This window comes from Qipengyuania sp. S6317L1, assembly GCF_023015615.1.
In the GTDB taxonomy this organism is placed as follows: Bacteria; Pseudomonadota; Alphaproteobacteria; order Sphingomonadales; family Sphingomonadaceae; genus Erythrobacter.
Genome location: NZ_JALKAJ010000002.1, coordinates 1,030,622 through 1,050,442, shown reverse-complemented (window position 1 = coordinate 1,050,442; position 19,821 = coordinate 1,030,622). Strand labels below are relative to the sequence as shown.

The 19,821-nt window shown below is 60.9% G+C and carries 21 protein-coding genes, 1 tRNA gene and 1 pseudogene; 6 read left to right on the top strand and 17 right to left on the bottom strand.

Going from position 1 to position 19,821, the window contains the following annotated elements; all coding sequences use genetic code 11:
- Positions 1 to 101: 101 nt before the first annotated feature.
- On the bottom strand, positions 102 to 1,370 hold the full coding sequence (gene purD, locus MWU38_RS06415; RefSeq protein ID WP_247270979.1) for a phosphoribosylamine--glycine ligase: 1,269 nt from the start codon (positions 1,368 to 1,370) through the stop codon (positions 102 to 104).
- Here purD and xseA point away from each other — a divergent pair.
- Genes xseA through MWU38_RS06395 form a run of 4 tightly spaced genes read left to right on the top strand, consistent with a single transcriptional unit; the run spans position 1,369 to position 5,002 of the window.
- On the top strand, positions 1,369 to 2,850 hold the full coding sequence (xseA, locus tag MWU38_RS06410) for an exodeoxyribonuclease VII large subunit (protein ID WP_247270978.1): 1,482 nt from the start codon (positions 1,369 to 1,371) through the stop codon (positions 2,848 to 2,850). The two genes, purD and xseA, sit on opposite strands and share 2 nt — an antisense overlap.
- A 24-nt stretch (positions 2,851 to 2,874) precedes the next feature.
- Positions 2,875 to 3,078 carry a DUF2093 domain-containing protein gene (locus MWU38_RS06405; RefSeq protein WP_247270977.1) on the top strand — a complete coding sequence of 68 codons (204 nt, stop codon included), beginning with the start codon at positions 2,875 to 2,877 and terminating at the stop codon, positions 3,076 to 3,078.
- A 3-nt stretch (positions 3,079 to 3,081) separates the two neighbouring features.
- Positions 3,082 to 4,029 carry a M23 family metallopeptidase gene (locus MWU38_RS06400; RefSeq protein WP_247270976.1) on the top strand — a complete coding sequence of 316 codons (948 nt, stop codon included), beginning with the start codon at positions 3,082 to 3,084 and terminating at the stop codon, positions 4,027 to 4,029.
- Between the two features lies 1 nt (position 4,030).
- Positions 4,031 to 5,002 carry an esterase-like activity of phytase family protein gene (locus MWU38_RS06395; RefSeq protein ID WP_247270975.1) on the top strand — a complete coding sequence of 324 codons (972 nt, stop codon included), beginning with the start codon at positions 4,031 to 4,033 and terminating at the stop codon, positions 5,000 to 5,002.
- Between the two features lie 64 nt (positions 5,003 to 5,066).
- On the opposite strand, the gene rpmB is transcribed toward MWU38_RS06395, so the two are convergent.
- A complete protein-coding gene (gene rpmB / locus MWU38_RS06390; protein WP_247270974.1) occupies positions 5,067 to 5,354 on the bottom strand; it encodes a 50S ribosomal protein L28 in 288 nt (95 codons plus the stop codon).
- A 161-nt stretch (positions 5,355 to 5,515) separates the two neighbouring features.
- On the opposite strand from rpmB, the gene MWU38_RS06385 reads away from it, so the two are divergent.
- Positions 5,516 to 5,983, top strand: coding sequence for a nucleoside deaminase (locus MWU38_RS06385; RefSeq protein WP_247270973.1), 468 nt, complete (start codon positions 5,516 to 5,518; stop codon positions 5,981 to 5,983).
- A 12-nt stretch (positions 5,984 to 5,995) separates the two neighbouring features.
- Here the strand turns inward: MWU38_RS06385 and MWU38_RS06380 are convergent, their stop codons facing one another.
- From MWU38_RS06380 to MWU38_RS06310, 15 genes and pseudogenes are all read right to left on the bottom strand, one after another.
- Complete coding sequence (locus MWU38_RS06380; RefSeq protein WP_247270972.1) at positions 5,996 to 6,757, bottom strand: STAS/SEC14 domain-containing protein; 762 nt, start codon at positions 6,755 to 6,757, stop codon at positions 5,996 to 5,998.
- Positions 6,758 to 6,858: 101 nt separating this feature from the next.
- Positions 6,859 to 7,587: a ribonuclease T gene (locus MWU38_RS06375; RefSeq protein ID WP_247270971.1), complete on the bottom strand. Its 729-nt coding sequence runs from the start codon at positions 7,585 to 7,587 to the stop codon at positions 6,859 to 6,861.
- Entirely contained in the window at positions 7,568 to 7,936 is a 369-nt protein-coding gene (locus tag MWU38_RS06370; RefSeq protein WP_247270970.1) for a hypothetical protein, read from the bottom strand. Before MWU38_RS06370 ends, MWU38_RS06375 begins: the two co-directional genes overlap by 20 nt.
- Positions 7,937 to 8,013: 77 nt before the next feature.
- Positions 8,014 to 8,880, bottom strand: a complete 867-nt coding sequence (nadC, locus tag MWU38_RS06365) for a carboxylating nicotinate-nucleotide diphosphorylase (protein ID WP_247270969.1) — start codon at positions 8,878 to 8,880, stop codon at positions 8,014 to 8,016.
- A 131-nt stretch (positions 8,881 to 9,011) separates the two neighbouring features.
- A complete protein-coding gene (locus MWU38_RS06360) occupies positions 9,012 to 9,812 on the bottom strand; it encodes a LytTR family DNA-binding domain-containing protein (protein ID WP_247270968.1) in 801 nt (266 codons plus the stop codon).
- A 1-nt stretch (position 9,813) separates the two neighbouring features.
- The gene (locus tag MWU38_RS06355) at positions 9,814 to 11,049 is read right to left on the bottom strand and encodes a histidine kinase (RefSeq protein WP_247271256.1); all 1,236 of its coding nucleotides are present in this window, start codon (positions 11,047 to 11,049) and stop codon (positions 9,814 to 9,816) included.
- Between the two features lie 109 nt (positions 11,050 to 11,158).
- Positions 11,159 to 12,151 (bottom strand): hypothetical protein, encoded by a 993-nt coding sequence (locus MWU38_RS06350; RefSeq protein WP_247270967.1) that lies wholly within the window; start codon positions 12,149 to 12,151, stop codon positions 11,159 to 11,161.
- Entirely contained in the window at positions 12,151 to 12,882 is a 732-nt protein-coding gene (locus MWU38_RS06345; protein WP_247270966.1) for a DsbA family protein, read from the bottom strand. The genes MWU38_RS06350 and MWU38_RS06345 overlap by 1 nt, the downstream gene beginning before the upstream one ends.
- 12 nt (positions 12,883 to 12,894) lie before the next feature.
- A complete protein-coding gene (locus tag MWU38_RS06340) occupies positions 12,895 to 14,274 on the bottom strand; it encodes a M48 family metalloprotease (protein ID WP_247270965.1) in 1,380 nt (459 codons plus the stop codon).
- Between the two features lie 46 nt (positions 14,275 to 14,320).
- Positions 14,321 to 15,232, bottom strand: coding sequence for an alpha/beta hydrolase (locus tag MWU38_RS06335; RefSeq protein WP_247270964.1), 912 nt, complete (start codon positions 15,230 to 15,232; stop codon positions 14,321 to 14,323).
- Between the two features lie 1,343 nt (positions 15,233 to 16,575).
- Positions 16,576 to 17,130: pseudogene (locus MWU38_RS06330) on the bottom strand (hypothetical protein); the annotation flags it as partial.
- A 137-nt stretch (positions 17,131 to 17,267) separates the two neighbouring features.
- On the bottom strand, positions 17,268 to 17,705 hold the full coding sequence (locus tag MWU38_RS06325) for a DUF2141 domain-containing protein (protein ID WP_247270963.1): 438 nt from the start codon (positions 17,703 to 17,705) through the stop codon (positions 17,268 to 17,270).
- Positions 17,702 to 18,496, bottom strand: coding sequence for a sterol desaturase family protein (locus MWU38_RS06320; protein WP_247270962.1), 795 nt, complete (start codon positions 18,494 to 18,496; stop codon positions 17,702 to 17,704). Before MWU38_RS06320 ends, MWU38_RS06325 begins: the two co-directional genes overlap by 4 nt.
- Positions 18,497 to 18,552: 56 nt before the next feature.
- Positions 18,553 to 19,086, bottom strand: a complete 534-nt coding sequence (locus MWU38_RS06315; RefSeq protein ID WP_247270961.1) for an MmcB family DNA repair protein — start codon at positions 19,084 to 19,086, stop codon at positions 18,553 to 18,555.
- A gap of 47 nt (positions 19,087 to 19,133) precedes the next feature.
- Entirely contained in the window at positions 19,134 to 19,535 is a 402-nt protein-coding gene (locus MWU38_RS06310; protein WP_247270960.1) for a hypothetical protein, read from the bottom strand.
- Positions 19,536 to 19,725: 190 nt separating this feature from the next.
- Here MWU38_RS06310 and MWU38_RS06305 point away from each other — a divergent pair.
- Positions 19,726 to 19,802, top strand: a tRNA-Arg gene (locus MWU38_RS06305).
- The last annotated feature ends 19 nt before the right edge of the window (positions 19,803 to 19,821 follow it).

Genomic DNA, 19,821 nt, shown 5'->3' with positions numbered 1-19,821 from the left:
TTAAGGGGCGCTGTTGCAAGCGTCTTTGATCTGGATCAAATTTGTGCAGCTTCTGGCGATTTTCCCGCCCAGTATTCGTCGGGGCGCAAGACCGAACGGGCTCACCCCTCGCGCGCGACCTCTTTCCAGCCGATATCGCCGCGATAAAAACCGCTTGGAAAATCAATCCTTCTGACCGCTTCGTAGGCGGCGGCCTTTGCCTGTGTCACATTGGCCCCGCTCGCGGTGACGTTGAGGACGCGGCCTCCATTGGCGACCAATTGGCCGTCTTTCATCGCCGTTCCTGCATGGAATACTTTTGCGCCCGTCGCCTCTGCTTCACCCAGATCAATCGCGCCGCCTTTTTCAGGCGTCCCGGGATAGCCGTTTGCGCACATCACCACGGTAAGCGCGGTTTCGGGGGCGAAATTCGCCGCCTGACCGGCAAGTTCGCCCTTGGCACAGGCCAGCATAAGCGCGGCCAGATCGCCCTCGAACCGCGTCATCAACACCTGACATTCAGGATCACCAAAGCGGCAGTTGTATTCGATCAGCTGCGGACCCGTGGCGGTCAGCATAAGGCCGGCGTACAGCACGCCCGAATAGGGCATGCCCTCGGCGCGCATGGTGTCCACCGTCGGCTGGATAATCTCCGCGATCACGCGGGCCTGAAGCTCTTCGGTAAGAACGGGTGCGGGCGAATAGGCGCCCATGCCGCCGGTGTTGGGGCCAACATCGCCCTCGCCCACCTGCTTGTGATCCTGTGCCGTTCCAAAGGGGAGGACATATGTTCCATCGGTGATCGCAAAGAAGCTCGCCTCTTCGCCCTCGAGGAATTCCTCGATCACGACCTGCGCGCCGGCATCACCGAATGCGCCATCGAACATATCGGCGAGCGCTGCCTCTGCCTCTTCGCGGGTGGGCGCGATCACAACGCCTTTGCCTGCAGCAAGACCATCTGCCTTGAGCACGTAAGGGGCGGTGAATTTGGCCAGAGCCCCGGTCGCCTCTGCCAAAGAATGGGTGCGAACATATCCGCCGGTGGGGATATTGGCGCGCGCGCACAAATCCTTGGTAAAACCTTTGGAGCCTTCCAGTTGCGCGGCCTTGGCGCTCGGCCCGAAGGCGGGGATGCCGGCGGCGGCAAGACTATCGGCGAGGCCATCGACCAGCGGGGCCTCCGGACCAATCACGACAAGGCCGATTGCATGGCTTTTGCAAAATTCGACCACCGCGCCGTGATCGCTCGCATCAAGCGTCACAACTTGCGCCTCCTTAGCGATGCCGGGATTTCCGGGGGCGGCGTAGAGTGTCGCCAAGCTAGGGGATTGCGCGAGCTTCCAGGCTAGCGCATGTTCGCGGCCACCCGACCCGATCAACAGGATATTCATGGCTCGCAGCCCCTCTTCCAATGACGACAATTCCGGTCTGCTAGCGCGCAAGCGGCAGGGCGACAATGCCGAACCGCTGACTATCAGCGAGATTTCGCAAAGCCTCAAACGCACGGTCGAGGATCGCTTTGGCTATGTGCGGCTGCGCGGCGAGCTTTCTGGCGTCAAGCGCGCGGCCTCGGGCCACATGTATTGCGCACTCAAAGACGACAAGGCCGTGCTTGATGGCGTCATGTGGCGCGGGAACGCTGGGCGGCTGGCCTTCGTCCCCGAAGACGGGCTCGAGGTGATTGCGACCGGCAAGCTCACGACCTATCCCGGGCGCTCCAAATACCAGATCGTGATGGACAGCCTCGAAATCGCAGGCGAGGGCGCATTGCTGGCGCTGCTGGAGAAGACCCGCGCACGGCTTGAGGCCGAGGGGCTTTTCGCACGAGAAAGAAAGCGCCGCCTGCCTTTCCTGCCGCGCACGATTGGCGTGGTGACCTCTCCCACAGGGAGCGTCATTCGCGACATCCTGCACCGCCTCGCCGACCGTTTTCCCAGCCATGTGCTGGTCTGGCCTGTGCTGGTTCAGGGGCAGGGGGCTGCGGAGCAGGTGGCAGGCGCGATCCGCGGGTTCTCGCAAATTGAGCCCGGCGGCCCCGTCGCCCGTCCCGATGTGGTGATCGTTGCGCGCGGGGGCGGGTCGATTGAGGATTTGTGGTCCTTCAACGAGGAGATCGTGGTTCGTGCGATTGCCGAATGTTCGATCCCTGTGATTTCCGCCGTGGGGCACGAAACCGATACGACCTTGGCCGATTACGCCGCCGACCGCCGCGCACCCACGCCCACCGCTGCTGCGGAAATCGCGGTGCCGGTGCGCGCGGACCTGCACGCAACCGTTGCCGATTTCGCCATGCGCGGGCGGCGTGCTGTCTATCGCCCGGTTGAGCTTGGCCGTGAGCGTCTGGAGGCGCGGGTCAGGCGCATGCCCAAGATGGAGGCGCTGCTGCAACCGCAGGCCCAGCGTCTGGATGACCTGTCAGAGCGCCTTCGCCGGGGCCTGCGCGACCGTGCAGGGCAGGGGCGCGAGGAATTGGCAGGGGCCGCCGCAAGGCTCAGCCCGCGCCTTCTCACCCAAGCGCTTGATAGCCGCCATGACCGTTTGGAACGGGTGCGGCTGTCGCCCGAGCTGGTCATGCGCCCGATTGAGCAAAGGCAAAACCGGCTCGACGCGCTTTCAAGACTGGCGGAGCAGCTCCACCCGAAAAAGCCGCTTGAGCGTGGATATGCGATGGTGCGGACCGCCGATGGAAAGGTTGTGACGACCTTGCAAGAGGCTGCTTCCAAGACGGCCCTCAACCTTGAGTTCAAGGACGGCGAATTGGCGGTCGGGGTCGGTGATGCGCCCCCTCCGGCACAATCCGCGCCCCCTCCCAGGAAGAAGCCGAAACCCGCCCCCAAACCAGCCCCGCGCCAAGACGATTTATTCGGCTAGCGCGTCATGCTATAGGCTCGCCCCATGCTTATGTCCTCCGGCGATAAAACCGCCCAACTCCACTACGGCCCCTCCAGCTTTCGCGTGCTAAAACCGGGCCATCACGTCATTTGCGCCGTTTCTGGCGCGGTAATCCCCTTGGAAGAGCTCGCCTATTGGAGTGCCGAGTATCAAGAGGCCTATGCGAGCCCTGAAATTGCGACCAAGCGTTTACTCGGGCAGGACTGAGCGATGCGCGTACTGGGCCTTTTTGCGGGGCTGGGGCTTTTGGGACTGGTGGCCTGCGCGCAATCAGAAGCGGCAACGCCCGAGCCTGTAAGCGATAATGTGGCTGAGCCTGTTGCCGAGGAGATCCGCGCTCCGGCAGAGGCAGAAACAGCCGATGCGCGCCCCCTATCTGCGCCTGCACCTGCACCTGCTCAAAACACCCGCTTTTCCTTTGAAGGAGAACTTACCCAGGGCGGTTTCATCCGGGGACTTGCGCCCGATGGAACGGTCAACGCAACTCTTGGCGACCAGACGATAGACATTGCCGAGGATGGCACGTTCTTCGCAGCGTTCGACCGCGATAGTCCGGCAAATGTGACCCTCACCGCCCAATTGGAAAGCGGGCAAAGCGTGAGCGAAAACCTCATCATTGGCCCTCGCGACTGGCAGATCGAACGGGTCAATGTGGCCAAGCGCGCGCTGCGCAATCCCGAAGCCTACTGGCGTCAGCGCGAGCCCGAATACAACGCGATCGTTGCCGCGCGCGCGAAGGAAACCGGTGCGCAAGGATGGAAACAGGACTTTATCTGGCCGGTTTCCGGCCGCATTTCGGGCCGCTTTGGTCGCCAGCGTATCTATCAAGGTGAACCGGGCAGCTATCACTCAGGGGTCGATATCGCGAAGCCGACGGGCACGCCTTTTGTCGCGCCTGCCGATGGCGTGGTCATTCTTGCGCGCACCGGCTTCAGCCTTGAAGGTGGGCTCTTGATGATCGACCACGGCAATGGTCTCAATTCCGCTTTCCTGCACTGTCACCGCATCCACGTGAAAGAAGGCGATAGCGTGCGTCAGGGCCAGCATATTGGCGATATCGGCGCGACCGGCCGCGCGACCGGCCCACACCTCCACTGGGGCCTCAAATGGCACGATGCGCGTTTTGACCCGATCCTTCTTGCAGGGCCGATGAACTAGAATGGCAAAAGCATTCAGGGTGACCGCGGCGCTTGCGCTTGCCCTGATGGTTGCGCCCGGCACCTGGCTGCGCACGCCGGTGGTCAAAGAGGCCCCGCACAGTATCGCCCTCACACAAGTGGCCGGCGCGGGCGACACGGGCGCCGACGGCTGGCGGGTCGAAGGTGTGTGGCATTATTCGACTGAACCCTCTTTGCGATTCGGCGGGTTCTCGGGACTTTTGGCCGTCGGCGGCGGGCGTTTGCGCGCCTTTTCCGATCGCGGCTTCCTGTTCACTTTCATCGAGCCTGACCGCGCCGAAGAATCGCCCGAGATGCGGCTCATTGCCGGTTTGCCGTTCAACGATCCTGCGCTTTATCCGCGCCTTTGGGATATCGAATCGGTGACGCGTGATGCGGGGCCGCGCGGCGATTACTGGGTCGGGTTTGAAAACACTCACGCCATCCACCGTTTCTCCTTTCGCACCGAGCCAGAGGAGTATCGCATCTTCGATACGCTGGTGGAGGATTGGTATGCCAATGCCGGGCTTGAGGCGATGGTGCGCCTTACCGATGGCCGCTTTGTGATCCTGCCAGAGGGGCGCGATGAGGCGCTGCTTTTCGATGGCGACCCGGTTGAGGGGGGAGAGCCGCTGATCCTCGCGTATGAGAACCCGGCAGCAGGGTTTGCCGTGACCGATCTGGCGCAGATGCCCGATGGCCGGGTGCTGATGCTGATGCGCGATCTTGATTGGAGCAGCTATCCGCCGTTTGCGGGCAAACTTGCAATCATGGATGCGCCCGAAGCGGGTTCAAAGGAGCCCCTTCGCCCGCGTGTTCTGTTCGATTTTGAGGGGGTGCTCCCGCCCGAGAATTACGAAGGGATTGCGGTCCGCGCGCATGAGGACGGCGGCGTGACGGTCTGGATCATCTCGGACGACAATATCGCCGCGATGCAGCGGACTCTGGTGGCGAAGCTCACCTACACTCCTTGAACGAGAAAAAGGCGCAAACGCCGATCGCGCTGCGCCTTCAAATCTCTTTTAAACGCCGGAGCGATTAAGCGGCTTTTTCAGCCTTCTTAAGCTCACGCTTCACCTTCTGCGCGCGCGCAGAAAGCTTTTCGTTCTTGGTCTTGAGCAGCCAGTTGTCGAGGCCACCGTTGTGCTCAACCGAGCGAAGACCGTGGGTCGACACGCGGAACTTGAAGCTGCGCTCAAGCTTTTCGCTCATCAGGGTCACGTTCTGCAGGTTAGGCAGAAAAACGCGCTTGGTTTTGTTGTTGGCGTGGCTGACGTTGTTGCCAACCTGGCGGCCCTTGCCAGTGAGTTCGCAAATGCGCGACATGATAAATCTCGTCTCGTTTCAAGTGACGGGAACACGCGCCTTCAAGGCGGCCCCCCAACCACAAAGGCGTGAAGGTTATCCCGGAAAGCGCGGCGCATAGCGGGGCGTGGGCGAATCGTCAATTGATTCGTGCAGGTCCGCAGGTTAGCGCATGAAGTCTGATGACCACCCAAGGAACCCGCTGGCCCGTCCCCCGTCCGATGCAGACCGCTTTGGAGGCCGCCCGCAAGGCAGCGGATGCGGGCGAAGTGCCCGTCGGCGCGGTGATCGTCAAGGACGGCGAAGTGGTGGCAGTGGCCGCCAACGCCACCCGCTCGCCGCCTGATCCAACGGGCCATGCAGAAATGCGCGCAATCCGCATGGCGGCTGAAAGGCTTGGCGATGACCGGCTCAAGGGCTGTGACCTGTATGTGACGCTGGAGCCGTGTGCGATGTGCGCCGGAGCCATTGCCCATGCGCGTATCGCAAGGCTCTATTACGGCGCGAGCGATCCCAAGGGCGGCGGCGTCGAACACGGCGCGCGGGTGTTCGAGCAAGACCAATGCCTGCACGCGCCCGAAGTCTATTCCGGCATGGGCGAAGAAGAGGCGGCAAAGCTGCTGCGCGATTTCTTCAAGGCGCGGCGGTGATTACCAGCCGCCTCAAGACTCCGCCACATCGCCAAGCCACTTGAGCGCCTCGCCCTCTTCATCGAGGCCGAACGCCTTGATCTCTGGCTTGATCAGGTGTCCCATTGTCTCGGCTACCCCGCCGACCCAGCCGGGGCCTCCGACAATGGCGTAGCGTTCGATTGTGTCGATCAGTTTGAGCTTGGACGCCATCAGTTTGGGGCTGAACAAAAGTTCGGCTTCAAAGCCGTGCCAGTGGCGGATCACCATCATCAGCTTTGCACATTTGGGGTCATTCAAGCGGTCTTCGACCATGGCCAATCCACGCTCTGATTCGGGCCCGTCGAGCCGTCCGACGACCTCGAATGCGGCCACATCGGTGCGGCCAAGATCAATCTCGCGGAATGCGCCCTTGTGCGGGGCGTCCTCTTCTTCGAGCACCCAAGCGAGCGCTGCGTCCTTCTCGTCATCATCATAGACCTGATAGGTGACGCCGGGCAGCACCATGCTTTCCACCCGCGCGGCGGTGCGAATCCATTCCTCGTCGGAGATAATGGCGATGCGATCGAGCGAGTAGAGCCATTTCACGAATAACGGCATATGCGCCAATTCGATGGTGACCGCGGACAAGGTAAAGCCGGTGAGCGCGGTTGCATCGATCAGCAGATTTGCGCCGCCACCATTATCGGAGTGGCCTTGGACGAATTCCACGAGGGTTTCGACATCCGCCTGGCAAAACTCGGCAATCGAGGTGATGCGAACGGCTTTGGGCGAAAGGGTTTCGATATTGATCATGAGCGGCCTCCATGATCGCTTTCTACGCCGCGAATGGCACCGCTGTCGTTGACCTAAATCAAATTTGGTCGAGAGCCGGCTTCCTGCCGAGTAGTGTGAGCCTACAGCCCGCGCCAGATCTTCGCCGCCCGCTCATCCCTCGCGCCATACCGCCGATCATCGCATCGCGTCGGGCGGAAACGGTTGTTGTAGCACAGGCGCAATTCCTCCAGCCAACCGTCACGGTTCAGTTTCACGCCGACATGGCTGGCCTGCCAGCTTTTCCCATTGGCATCGGCAAAAGCCTGACGGATACGGCCTGCGGTGAGGCCATCTTCGCGGCTGATCCGGTCGTAGTCGGGGATGCGCAAGCTCTCCCACAGGATTTTGGTGACGCCAAGATAGGTTTCCGGCTTCCTGACCATGCAGCTCCCGTGCTTTGCCCATTGGCGCGCGATGAGGCGGGCAGAGGGCATCATGCACATGTTCTCGCGGACTTGGCGTGGGGTGAGGCGGTTAGCGCTCCCGCACCATTGCGGCCAGGTGCGCGACCCTTGTGGCCACAGGCCATGCACAACAAAGCCAAAGCGCCCGTTGTCGCCCGAGCATTGGACGCGGTGCGAGCGCGAGTCTTGGCGGGTGCGGCAGAAGGCTGGGGACCAGCTGAGGGCAAGGGTGTAGCCGGTGATCGGCACCACGCGTGGGCGTTGGTCGGGAGAGATTTGTGGCACCGAAGACACCTGCGGCGCGCGGCATTGGTAGCTTTGCGCCGAGGCAGTTGTCGGTACAATAAGGGCGAGCAATGCGAGCAGGGCAGCTTTCAACAGCGCCTTATTCGAACTCTGCTGCATCAACTCCTCCATCCTGCCTGAGCCACGCGCGGCTTAGGGGAAGCCATAAGCAAAAAAGTGCGCCTGCTGTAAGCGCTGGCTCAAGAAAGTATCTGAGCATCAAGCCTTCACCCATCGCCAGAAGAGACGCAATCATGAAGGGTACATTGATCACCTGAAGGACCGAGAACACTGTCACCAGCCAAAATGCGATGCGGCTTGCGAAAAGATAGATCCATATGACGGGAATGAATGCGATTGAGAAAAGGGCCGAAAGCGCCACGATTGTCCAGTCCCGGTTCCAGCCGTCCCACGGGAAAATCGCACTGTATGCAATCTGTTTTAGATCAAGGTTTTGCAGGCCGGTCACGTAGGAGTGCAAAGCTGCGGCAAGGAACAACAGCGCAAAAAGCGTAATCGATAATGGCCTCGGCCCCCGGGCAATCGTCATATTGGCTTGAAATCCAGTCCCACATCTGCCGCTGGCGCGCTTTGGGTGAGCCTGCCCACCGAGCAATAATCCACCCCGCTCGCAGCCTTTGCGGCGATGGTGTCGAGGTTGATCCCGCCGCTTGCCTCGGTCCTGGCGCGGCCGCCCACCATTGCCACGGCCTCTTTGAGGATTGCAGGCGACATATTGTCGAGCAGCAGATGGTCCGCCCCTGCTTCCAGCGCAGGTTCGATCTGGTCGAGGCGGTCAACCTCGCAGATGATGGGTGACACACCCGCATCCCTTGCGCGCCGCACCGCTTCGCCGACTGAGCCTGCGACCGCGACGTGATTGTCCTTGATCATGGCTGCATCATAGAGGCCCATGCGGTGGTTGCGCGCGCCGCCTTGCACGGTCGCGTATTTTTCCAGCACACGAAGGCCGGGCAGCGTCTTGCGGGTATCAAGCAGGGTGCACGTGGCCGAACCTACATGCATCGCAGTCACATACTGGCGCGTCATGGTGGCAATGCCGGAGAGGTGCTGGACGATGTTGAGCGCGCTTCTTTCAGCGGTGAGGAGCGCGCGGGCATTCCCCTCAAGCCGCATGAGGTCGGCGCCCGGTGACACGTCATCTCCATCGCTCACCAGCGCCTCGATCACGCAGTCGGGATCAAGATGCCGGAAAAACGCCTCGGCCAGCGGAAGGCCTGCGACAACAATGGCATCGCGCGAATCCATGACGCCGGAGAACCGCGCATCGGCTGGGATTACGCTTTCGCTGGTCACATCCTTGCCACCGCCGGGAAGGCCAACGCCAAGGTCTTCAGCAAGGGTGTCGCGGATGAATGTATCGAGGTCGAAGCCGGGCAGCGAAAAAGTCATATGCCGTGTCTAAACGGTCGCACGGCGACCGCAAGCCCAAGCGGGCGCCCGCAGCAGGTCCGCACCTCGGACTTGATCCGGGGGAAGGGCATCTAGCGTGGACGAAGGGCCGGATGAGCCTTCGCAACAAATCAGTGCACGAAACGCGCGACCACATCACGGTAGCTGCGCGAAACTTTCACCTCGGCGCCCGAATCCAGCACGAGAAAACACTCGCCATTAGTGTGCGGCTTGACCTGACGCACCTGGTCAAGGTTGACGATTGTGCTGCGGTGCACGCGCTGGAATTTGCGCGGATCAAGGCGGCGTTCCAAGTCCTTCATCGTCTCGCGCAGGATCAGCGAATTGTCACCGGTGTAGATACACATGTAATCGCCCGCAGCCTCGATATGCTCGATCGATTCCACCTCGACGCGGAAGATCTGGCCGCGGTCTTTCACGTTGATGAGCTTCTCGAAACGGTCTGCGGTTTCGCCTGCTGCCTCGCAACTGAAGTCCGCCACGCGGTCGGGCGCAACCTCGGACAGGACATCCATCAATTGCTCTGCATCTTCGGCAGATTTCTTCTCGGCAAGGCGCTGGCGCACGCGTTCGATCGTATCGGCAAGCTTGTCTTCGTCGACCGGCTTCATCAGGTAATTGACCGCATTGGCTTCAAACGCGCGGATCGCGTGCTCTTCGTATGCGGTGACAAAGACGAACAGCGGCGGCTCGATCTCCATGACCCCTTTGACGACGCTGAAGCCGTCAAAGCCGGGCATCTGAATGTCGAGAAAAACGAGGTCGGGTTTCTGCGTCTTGATCTTGCGGATGGCCTCGCGCCCGTTTGAACAGGTGTCGATAATCTCGACATCTTCAAAGGGCTGGAGGCGAAGTTGCAGGCCTTGAATGGCGAGCTTCTCATCGTCGACAAGGATGGTGCGAATGGTCATGTCACGAGTTTCCAATAGCGGTTTGGGGCTTATGCGGGGGGTTCAGGTCGACCACATTATCGCCGCGTTCAGGGTCGGGCGAGGTGGCGCGTGAGGAGGCTGATTGCGAGGAAGGCGGCGCATTGCTGGTCGAAGCCTCATAGGGGATTTCGATCAGAACGGTGAATCCGCCGCCGGGATTGGATCGCGTCTCGAACAGGTGGTCATCGCCATAGCCTTGCGCAAGGCGGTTCTGGATGTTGACGAGGCCGACACCGGTCGAAACAGGTTCGCCGGGGTAAGGTGCGCGGTTTTGGGTCGCAGTCTGGCCCGCGGGACCGGCACCGGGCCCTGTGTCCTCGACGCTGATGCGAAGGCGCTGTCCCACAACGCGGCCCGTGAGCGAAATGCGCGCGCCTTCTTCCTGCGGGCTCACCGCATATTTGATCGCGTTCTCGATCAGCGGCTGGAGCAACATCGCCGGAAGACAGGCGTTCATTGCCTCATCCTCGATGTCGAAATGGGTGCGCAGCCGTTCTTCAAAACGCATGCGTTCAATGTCGAGATAAAGCTGGAGCGTCTCGACCTCGGAGGCGAGCGTCACCTTGCTGCCCGGCTCTGCGATCAGGGTGTGGCGCAAGAAGCCGGAAAGCCGCGTCAGCATCGCATTGGCGGGCTCTGTCTGTTTCAAAAGCACCAGTGTGCTGATCGAATTCAACGTGTTGAAAAGGAAATGCGGGTTCAGCTGATACCGCAGCATCGCCAGTTGCGCCGCAGTCGCCTGCGCTTCGAGGCGTTGCAGACGGTCGGTCTGTTCCTCGACCCGCAGGAAGTAGTTGATTGCATAATAAAGCGCGCTCCACCCGCCAAGCAGCGCAAGCGGGATAAAGCTCAAACCGACGAGGCGCTGGACAAAACTCGTTTCGGTCAGCGAGCCTTGATAAAGCCCTTGCAACCACGCCTCGATCGCGGAGTGCACCAGCACGGCAAGCATGAGCACCACCGCTGTCCCGCCCCACGTCACGATCGGTTGGCGGTCGATCAGCTGGCGGTAGATCACCGAAAGGATCAGCGTGATCGCAAAACCTGTGATGGTGGTGACCAGCAGAACCGCGAGCAGGTCGAGCGGTTGGTCATTGGCGATGGCAACCACGCTGCGCAGAAGGAAATAACCGCCCCAGCCCGCCAGTTGCAGGTTCCAGAACGCGCGGTTCTTGCTCGCAAAAAACGGTGCAGGCTGGAAATTCACCATCGACATGACGGCGTTGTAGCGCAATTTTCGCTTCGTCGCAGCCATTAAGGCCCCGGCTCCCGCAAACGGGCGCTAACGGGCCACCATCTGCCGCAAGCAGGAAGGCTCCCGGCAGCTACAGACCTGCTGCCGGATCGATCTCGCGCCGGAAATGGGTGCGCCAGTCGGCTTTGCCATCGCGCGCGATCAATTGTTTGATGAAAGCAATTTCCCCCTCCACCGAGGCTGCACGCTCGCGCCATTTTGGATGTGTCCCCCTGAAGAACAGCAGGCTTCCGCTTGCCGGACGCAAATTGCGGAAAAACCGCACTGCGCTTTCGGGGTCGTAGCCCGCATTGGCGAGCAGCCACGGGATCAGGCGATCCGCCTCGCGCTCGGTCAGGCGGGTGTGGCTGCGCCTGCGGCCATTGCGGTCGAGCCACGCGGTGTGGCCGAGCAGATTATGCGCAAGTTCGTGGCTGACGAGCGCGGCAAACTCGGGTTCGTCATATCGGAATGCGGGAAATTCGACCCCGATCACGACGCGGTTGCCATCTGCGACGGCTTTCTGGCCATCCCCCATCAACTCGAACCGGGAGGGGCAGACATCGACCGGCTCGACCCGCGCGCTGCTCCCGTCGGCAAAGGTGAAGGAGACCGAGCCGCTCGCTCCAAGCGAAGCGTCAATCAGATCGTGCACTTTTGCCAGCCGCTCCCAATAAAAGCGCCTGCCCGCCTTCAACGTGGAAGGAGCGGTCTGGTCGATGAGGGTGATCTCGCGATTTGTGGGAAGCGCGCCGGTGATATCGGCAGGCGATCCCTTCGCACTGGTCTGGACCGCGAAATCGCCCGTGAGCCCGAGCGCGGCCCTCGCAACAGCGGGCGAGCCATAGCTTGCCGTATCCTGCAATTGCAGGCCGATGGAGGGGACGGCGCCTTCGCAAAATTCGGCATTGCCGCGAACAAGTTTCCAGGCAACATCCTGAAGCCGCTGATCCTGCGCCTGAAACTGCGCAATAACCGCGCGTTCGGCATCGAGGTTGATCCGGTTCCAGTTGATCGCGTCGCGCGCCTGAAGCGGGCTCGCCAACGCCGCGCCAATGACGGCAAGGAAAACGCCCGCGCGCATCAGGATTGGGACGCGTCTGCCTCGGCCTCGGCGAGCGCTTCTTTCAAACGCTCAACCCCTACCGCGCCCGGCATCATGATGTCGCCGGTGACAAAAGCAGGGGTGCCGCTGAACCCGAGGTTTTGGGCAAAGGTCAAATTGCGCACCAGTTCGACCGACACTTCATCGCTCATCGCATCTGTCCGTGCGCGCTCCATGTCGAGACCGATCGCCTCGGCCACTGCCTCGATGCCCGCCTCGCTGGTATCGCCGCGCTCGAACAGGGTGGAGTGGAACTCCTGATAGCGTCCCTGCTTTGCCGCAGCCAGAGCCATGCGCGCCGCCATTTCGCTGCCTTCGAAAATCGGCCATTCGCGCATGATCACCTTCAGATCGGGATCATCGGCCACCAGTTGCGAGACATCGCGAAAACTTGCCGCGCAATAGGGGCAGTTGTAATCGGTAAACTCTACCAGAACCTTCGAGCCTTGCGGATTGCCCATCACGGCGCCGGGGAAGGGGGTGTAAAGGTCCGCCTTGACCGAGGCGAGACGATCGCGCGCGTCCTCGGCTGCGAGCGCCTCTGCCACATCCTGAAGGATGGAGGGGTTTTCGATGAGATAGGCCCGCGTTCGATTGTCCGCGAGGCCGGTATAGGACCAGATCGCCGCCCCCAAAAAGCCGAAGGTGAGCGCAAGAAGCGCGGTCAGGAGCGATTGCCTGAGCGGCGATGTCTGCTGGGTGTCAGTCATAGAAGACAGGCTTTAGCGTTCGTCGCGCAATCGTTCCAGTTCCGCGCGCGCCTGAAGCGCTACATCCTGTGCACGAATCCAGTCGGGCGAGCCGACCGGTAAGCCAGCCTCTGCATCCTTTGCATTGCGCAGGGCCTCGGGATAGTTGCGGCGCATCACCTGTTGCTCAGCGCTCGCCAGCTTGGCGCGCGGGATATCACCCTGCCGCGCATAGACCACGCCAAGCTGATACCATGCGAAGGGATTGAAGCGGTCCTTGGCCACCGCTGCACGAAGCACATCGCGCGCTTCGTCATAATTCGTCTCGTCCTCGGTCGCGATCAGCGCGTGACCGAACATCCCTGCGATCAGCGGCTGGTTGAGGGTGAGATCGGTCGCACGGCGTAGCGGTTCGAGCGCCAGTCCCGGGCTTCCCGATTCGAGCAGGATCTGCCCCTTGAGTTCAAGGAAATAGGGGTTCTGCGCGTCGGTCTTGAGCAGCTTCTCCACCTCCGCGAGCGCGTTCTCTACCTGAGCATCCTTGTGATAGGCATAGGCGCGCGCATACCGCGCAGGCGTGCTCTGGTCGCTGGTGGGGTATTCCTGAAACGTGCGCTCGGGCTTCGCGAGATAACCGAACAGTTTTGCGCGCACCGCAAGGAAGCGGGCCTGCAATTCGGGATCATCGGGCGCGTCCCATGCCGTGTCCTTGCGCAGCTGGTCGCGCAGGAACTGGATCCGGTCACCCGACAAGGGGTGGGTGCGGGTATAGGCGGCATCGTCCGACTGGCTGTAACCGCGGCGAATTTCGGCGTTGCGCAGCTTTTCAAAGAAGGAAATCATCCCCCGGCCAGAGATACCGGCGCCCGAAAGATAGCGTGCGCCCGCCTGGTCGGTGGCGGCTTCCTGATTGCGGTTGAAAGCGAGGAAATTGCCGACTGCTGCCTGTTGGCCTGCCATGATCGCGCCCAAAGCCGCATCGCCAGCGCCCGCAAGCGCCGCGCCCACGCCAAGGATCAGCGAAAGGATCGAGATGCCCTGCGCGCCCTTGGTCCGCTCTTCAAAGCGCACCACGTGCCCTGCGGTAATGTGGCCGATTTCGTGGGCGATGACGCCTTGCACTTCGTTCGCGGTATCGGCTGCGTTTAACAATCCTGCGTGCACATAAACGGCCTGACCACCGGCGACGAAAGCGTTGATCGAGGAATCGTTGATGAGCACGATTTCGACGTTCTCGGGTTCAAGTTCGCTCGCCTCGACCAGCGGGTAGGCCATGTCGCGAAGGAGCGCCTCTGTCTCGGCATCGCGAAGAATGGATTGCGCGGCGAGCGGCTGAACCGAAAGCGCGACGGTGGCGAGCAGCGCGCAGAATGCGGCAAAAAAGGGGCGAGAATGTGAGCGAGTCAGAGCCATGTTGCCCAAGTGCTAACGCCTTTGGGGCTGAACAGGAAATGAAGTTTTACCTCGTCGAACCCGTTTGGCGCACAAATTCGGAGATTTGCTGCACGATATCGCGCCTGTCGCGCCATGGCGCAGCGATGGATATGAGCGGGTCGGTGTGGCTCATTTCAGGGTACGCTTCGAGCCGGACCGTCCCGTCGGCAGCGGCAACGCCTTTCGACATGCGTTTTGAATGGAAGAGGCCAACGGTCGTATCGTCCTCGCCATGGATCAGCAGCATGGGCGGGGCATCGCCGTTGATATGATTGATCGGCTGGGTGGCCTTGAGCGCGTCCTCATCTTCGACATGGCCGAAGGCGGCCTTGGTGCTGTCGCTATCAAGCGGCAGGAAATCATAAGGGCCAGAGATGCCGACAACGCCTGCGATATCTTGTGGTGAAAGCGAATGAGGGCTTAGCCATTTTTCCTGAAGCGCGACCATCATCATGTTATATGCGCCCGCAGAATGTCCTGCCAAAACAATGTTTTGCGGGTCCCCACCGTAAGCCTCAATCTCTTTGCGCGTTATTGCAAAGGCGTGCGCGATGTCCTCCACCATGCCTGGATACCGGCCCGCTTCGCCCAAGCGATAGCCGGCAAGCGCCACCACAAAACCCTGTTCGACAAAGGCGCGGCCGACAAAGCCATAACTTTCCGGATCACCCGAATTCCAGCTTCCGCCGTGCACGAACAGGAGCACGGGGCGCGGAGGGTTTTCCGCTGACGCGCTCTTTCTGGGTGCCCAGATCAGCAGTTTTTGATCGGGGTGATCGCCGGTTGCGAGCGTTGCTTTGAGATGCGCGCCGCCATCGCCGCCCGAAATGCGGTCAACTGCAGTCAGAACCGCGGGCCCATCGCGCGCAATCGCGACCTGCAAGCCAATGGCGGCCACCGCCAGAAAAGCGACGATACCGCCGATGGTCCAAGCCATGATGCGCGAAGGTCCTTTGGATTTTTGTGGGGCAAGCGTGTTCATCTGCCCCTTTATTGGGGAGCAGCATGGCTTGCGTAAAGACCCGTGGGCGATTTCCCGGCGCTGGACGCGCCCTAACCGACCAGCTTCTTGCCCGCCCGCTCGATCATGGCGACGTCATCGGTGATCTCACCGATCATCGCGACATTGCCCTGGCCATCGCGGCGGACCATGACGAGGCTGAATTCGGGGCCTTCTGACGAAAGCGCCTCGAACATCAAGGCATCGAGTTCGCGCAATTTTTGGGCGAGTTGTTCGCGCACATCGCCTTCGGCTTCGACCACCTCGCCTGCCTCTTCGCGGCGCAAGCGGCGTTCGGATGCGACAACCGCTTTAAGGCCGCCCTCGGCGCTGGCGAGAAAGCCTGCAAGGCTCCCGCGCTCAAGTTCCAGGCGGTGGGCGTGGGTGAGCACGGCGGCATATTCGGTAAGGCGCGTCTTGTCGTAATCATGGCCAAAAACCAGTTTCACAACCGGCGTCATCGGCGCGCGTTCCTGCACGGTCAGACCGCTGTCAGCGATCAGTTCCTCAAATGCTTCGGGCTCGTCCTTGGCAGCGAGTGACACATCGTAAGCGCGGCCCACGGCTGCATAAAGCGCCTGGCGGCTGCGATCTTCGGTAACGGCTGCGTTCTGAGCCAGCTCACGCGCAGACGCGAGGCAATCGTGCAGCGTTGCATCAGGGTCAAAGGCGATCGGCGTTGGCGCCTCGTCTTCGTCACTCTCAAGCACCAGTTCGGGCGCGGGGGGAGCCGGCGAAATGGCGGCTGGCGCGGGGTCGGGTTCCGGCGCGCTTTCTTCCACCTGCTGCGGATCTTCGACCTTGTAGTCTTCTGGATCAAAGCGATCCGCATCAAGGTCGACGGCTTTTTTGGTCGGCGCCTCGATATAGTCGGCAAGCGAGGCAAAGCTGTAGCTCGGCGAGTTGTCTTCGCCTTCCTCGATTTCCTCGCCGAATTCGTCGACTTCGGGTTCATCGAGTTCGTAGACGCTGAAGTCGGGTCCGAAATCAGGTGTAGGCAGTTCATCGCCCGACGCCGAAGGGGTCAGCGCGTCGCCAAACGAGGCCACATTGTCCTCCGGCTCGTCGTCCCACATTGGCGCATTGTCTGTGGCGAATTCGGGCGTTGCCGGTTCGCTTTCAATCTCATCGTCGTGAAGGGGCGAATCGGCCCAATCGGTGACGGGGCCGGTGTTGTGTTTGTGCGGCTGGTCTTCTTCTTCATCGCTGTCAGCAGACGCGAGCTTGTCGTCAATCGCCTGATCGATCGCAAGCAGAAGCTCATCCGCAGTCGCAGCGTCGGCCATCTCTTTCCAATTGATGACGCCGTAGATGAAGTCGATGGTTTCATCATTGCTCGAAAACGGAAGCAGGATGCCGCGGTAAAGCACCGATGCGCCGCGCTCGTTTACGAACTCTGCCTCAAACCCGATGGGGGCCTGATTGGCGAGGATCTGCATGTAATGGTCGGTGATCCGGCTCAGCAGTGAACGTGGCGGAACATCGGAAAGCTTTTCAATCTTCGCACCTTTCCCGTCACATTCCGCGGCAAGCTTTTCGCCCAGGAATTGTACGGAAGGGTCTTCGATCCCGCGCGAGAAATCGAGCAGAACCGAATTGGGGCCGAAATCGTCGAGGTTTTCCGGTGCGAGATCCTCAATCGAAGGAAAGTTGTTTTCGCCAAGCAGGCCCGCCCAGTGATTGTAGGCGCGCACCTGCATCCGGCGTTCATCCTGGCCGATCGATTCAGGCGGCAGGTCGCGAGCTTCCTGCTCGCGCGGCTCATCGTTCACGTCCCAATCGGGCGTGTCATCGGCCGCTTGGCCGCTGTCAAAAAGTCCGCGCAATGTATCCATGGTTAGGCCCATCGTTCCCAAAACTACTACGTGCTTGGGAAGGGTTCTGGCCTTACGTGGTAAACATCCCGTTAAGCGCCCCGACAAACTTCAACTTTTGTTACCGGCTGCCGGAAAGCGCCAGAAATGGCGATTGCCTAGAGGAAGTAGCGCATCTTGATGGTGAGCTTTTTGGGCGCGTTGCCCATCGTGAACACGGCATCATCCCACTCGGGCGGAGCCATGCGCACCGGTGCATCGCGCGAAAAGCCATACCCTTCCTTGGGCGCCATGCCGAGGACCCGGTTGGCTTTGCCGTCCTCGTTTTCGTCATGGAGCAATGCAATCGCATAGTCGCCCGGCGCGACATTATCGAAACGGATGGTGATGGTGTTTGCTGCTTTCACGACCGTGCGGTGGGATTTCGGATCACGGCGACACTTGGGAAAGACGCTTTGCTTGGTGGTCATGCACGCCATCACAACGCCGTTGGTGTTGCGAAGATCGGTGACCGTGATGGTCACACTTTCCGCGGCGGCAGGCGCGCCGGCTGCGAGGAGCGCTCCACCCAGAGCAAGCCAGCCTGCGCGGATCATGGGGCCACCTGTTCGAGGCCGGCTTCGTCCGGCGCGCTGGCTGTGGTTTTGGCAAAGCGGCGCGACAGACCGCGATCGGTTCCGCAAAGCCTGTCCCAGAAACGGAAATAGAGCCCGTAATTGCATCGGTAATCCTCGTGATGCTTCTCGTGATGGCTGGCGGTTATCACGCCTGCCCCAAACGCAGAATGAACAAACCGTCGCGGGAAAATCTCCCAGCCCAAATGATTGATGACCCCCATGAGGGTTGCCACCGTAAGCACCACCCCAAGCATCGCCAGATGAATGGGCACAAGGAACACCAGCACCGGAATGACGATGGCCCCGCTGATGCTTTCGACCGGATGAAAGCTCATCGCGGTCCATGCGGTGGGCGGTTTGCTGTCGTGGTGGACCTTATGCGCGAGCTTGAACAGGCGCGGCCAATGATGCATCGCGCGGTGGGTCCAGTAAAACCACGTGTCCTGCGCAAACAGATAAATCACCACCGATACAGGCAGATACCAGAGCGCAAAGGCGTTCCAATCGGTGTAGATCAGCGAATAACCGTGGTGCCGCCACAGCCAGAAAACAGCGCCCGCAGGAACCCCGTAAATCACCGCCGCCACTGCCGAATAGCGCATTTCCATCGCAATTTGCGCGCGTTGATTGGCATAAAGGCCCGGGCGCAGCTTTGCAGTGATCCAGGCAAAGCCTCCGCTCGCCAGAAGATAGCGTATCGCGACCATCACGCTCATCGCCATGCCCACGATCAGAAACGCGAGCCAGAAAGGGGTGCTACCGGGAACCATCGCGGGCGGTTATGGCGCAGATTATAAGCTGCGCAAAGCCGCTTGGCATTTGTCGATTATCCGGCGCTGTCCAGATCGGCGCAATTGGGATCGATCAAGGCGGTGTTGCGACGCATGGCAGTGCGCGCAAGCTTTTCGACCTGCGCCTTGCGACGCGCAGCTGCCAGTGGTTCGAGCGGCGCCTGACGCAAGATTTCCGCGTCATACCCATCAGCCACGATCACGCCGCAGCGATCCGGCATGAAGCCCTCGCTTTCGAGCGGAGAGCGATCAAGGCCCGGCGGCACGCCCCAGAAGAACCGGTCGCAAAAGTCGAGATAATCGGGCCATTTGCTGTCACCCAGAAGATCCGCTCGCGAGACCTTGATCTCGACCGCAATAATCTGTCCGCGCGCATCAATTCCCATAAGGTCCGCCCGCCGATTGTTGGGCAAGGCCATTTCCTCGACGCACCAGATATCATTTCGCGCAAACAACCGCTTGATCCCGCGCGCCACGTCTTTGGCAGCGCACGTCTGTACAGGTGTATCTTGAGCCGCAGATTGCGGGACAGGAAGGGGTTGGTGAATCACGTCTTGGCTGCCGTTCATGTGCTTAAGGGTGGAACAAAATGCGAACGCGGTCAAGCGTCATCGCATCATGCAGGAACAGGTTCCAGAACCGAGAGAACGGCCTCGCGCGCGTGATAAAGCTCGCGCCATAACGCAAGCGCAGGCGCCTGTACCGGTTTGCCACGGGCCTGTACCTGTACAAGCGCCTTGAGCCCCGTTTCGGTAAGCAGTTCCATGTCCTCGATCCCGCGAGTCGCAATCTGTGCAGCGCGTTCACCAGCGTGGCTGAATGCGTCGCCCATGGCGATGCGCGCGGCATCCTTTTCACTGGCGCTGAACTCAGGTGCGAGATCGGCAAGCGCGGCGATTTCATCGGCCCTGCGCTGAAGCGCACCCCACCGCTGTACGAGCGCCGCGTTCGCGCCCTCGATTGTGCGGGTCTGGAGGGCGGGGCGATGATGATGGAATGGAAGTGCTGGCATGGGCATTGAGATACCCCCACGCCTCTTGCCGATTGGTTAAGCTTTCCCCGCGTGAGAGGATCAGGTCATACATTTTTCCTACGCCCACTTTGGAGCGGTATTGCACAATTATGGCTGGCAAGCGGGCAAGACCCTTGCTAACGGCGAAGGGCCTCGCTCGAAAGAGCGACGATGCGCACCGCCGCATTCGCGTTAAGCACCCGTAGCTCAGCTGGATAGAGCGCTGCCCTCCGAAGGCAGAGGCCAGAGGTTCGAATCCTCTCGGGTGCGCCATTATTTTACGGGGCGATCA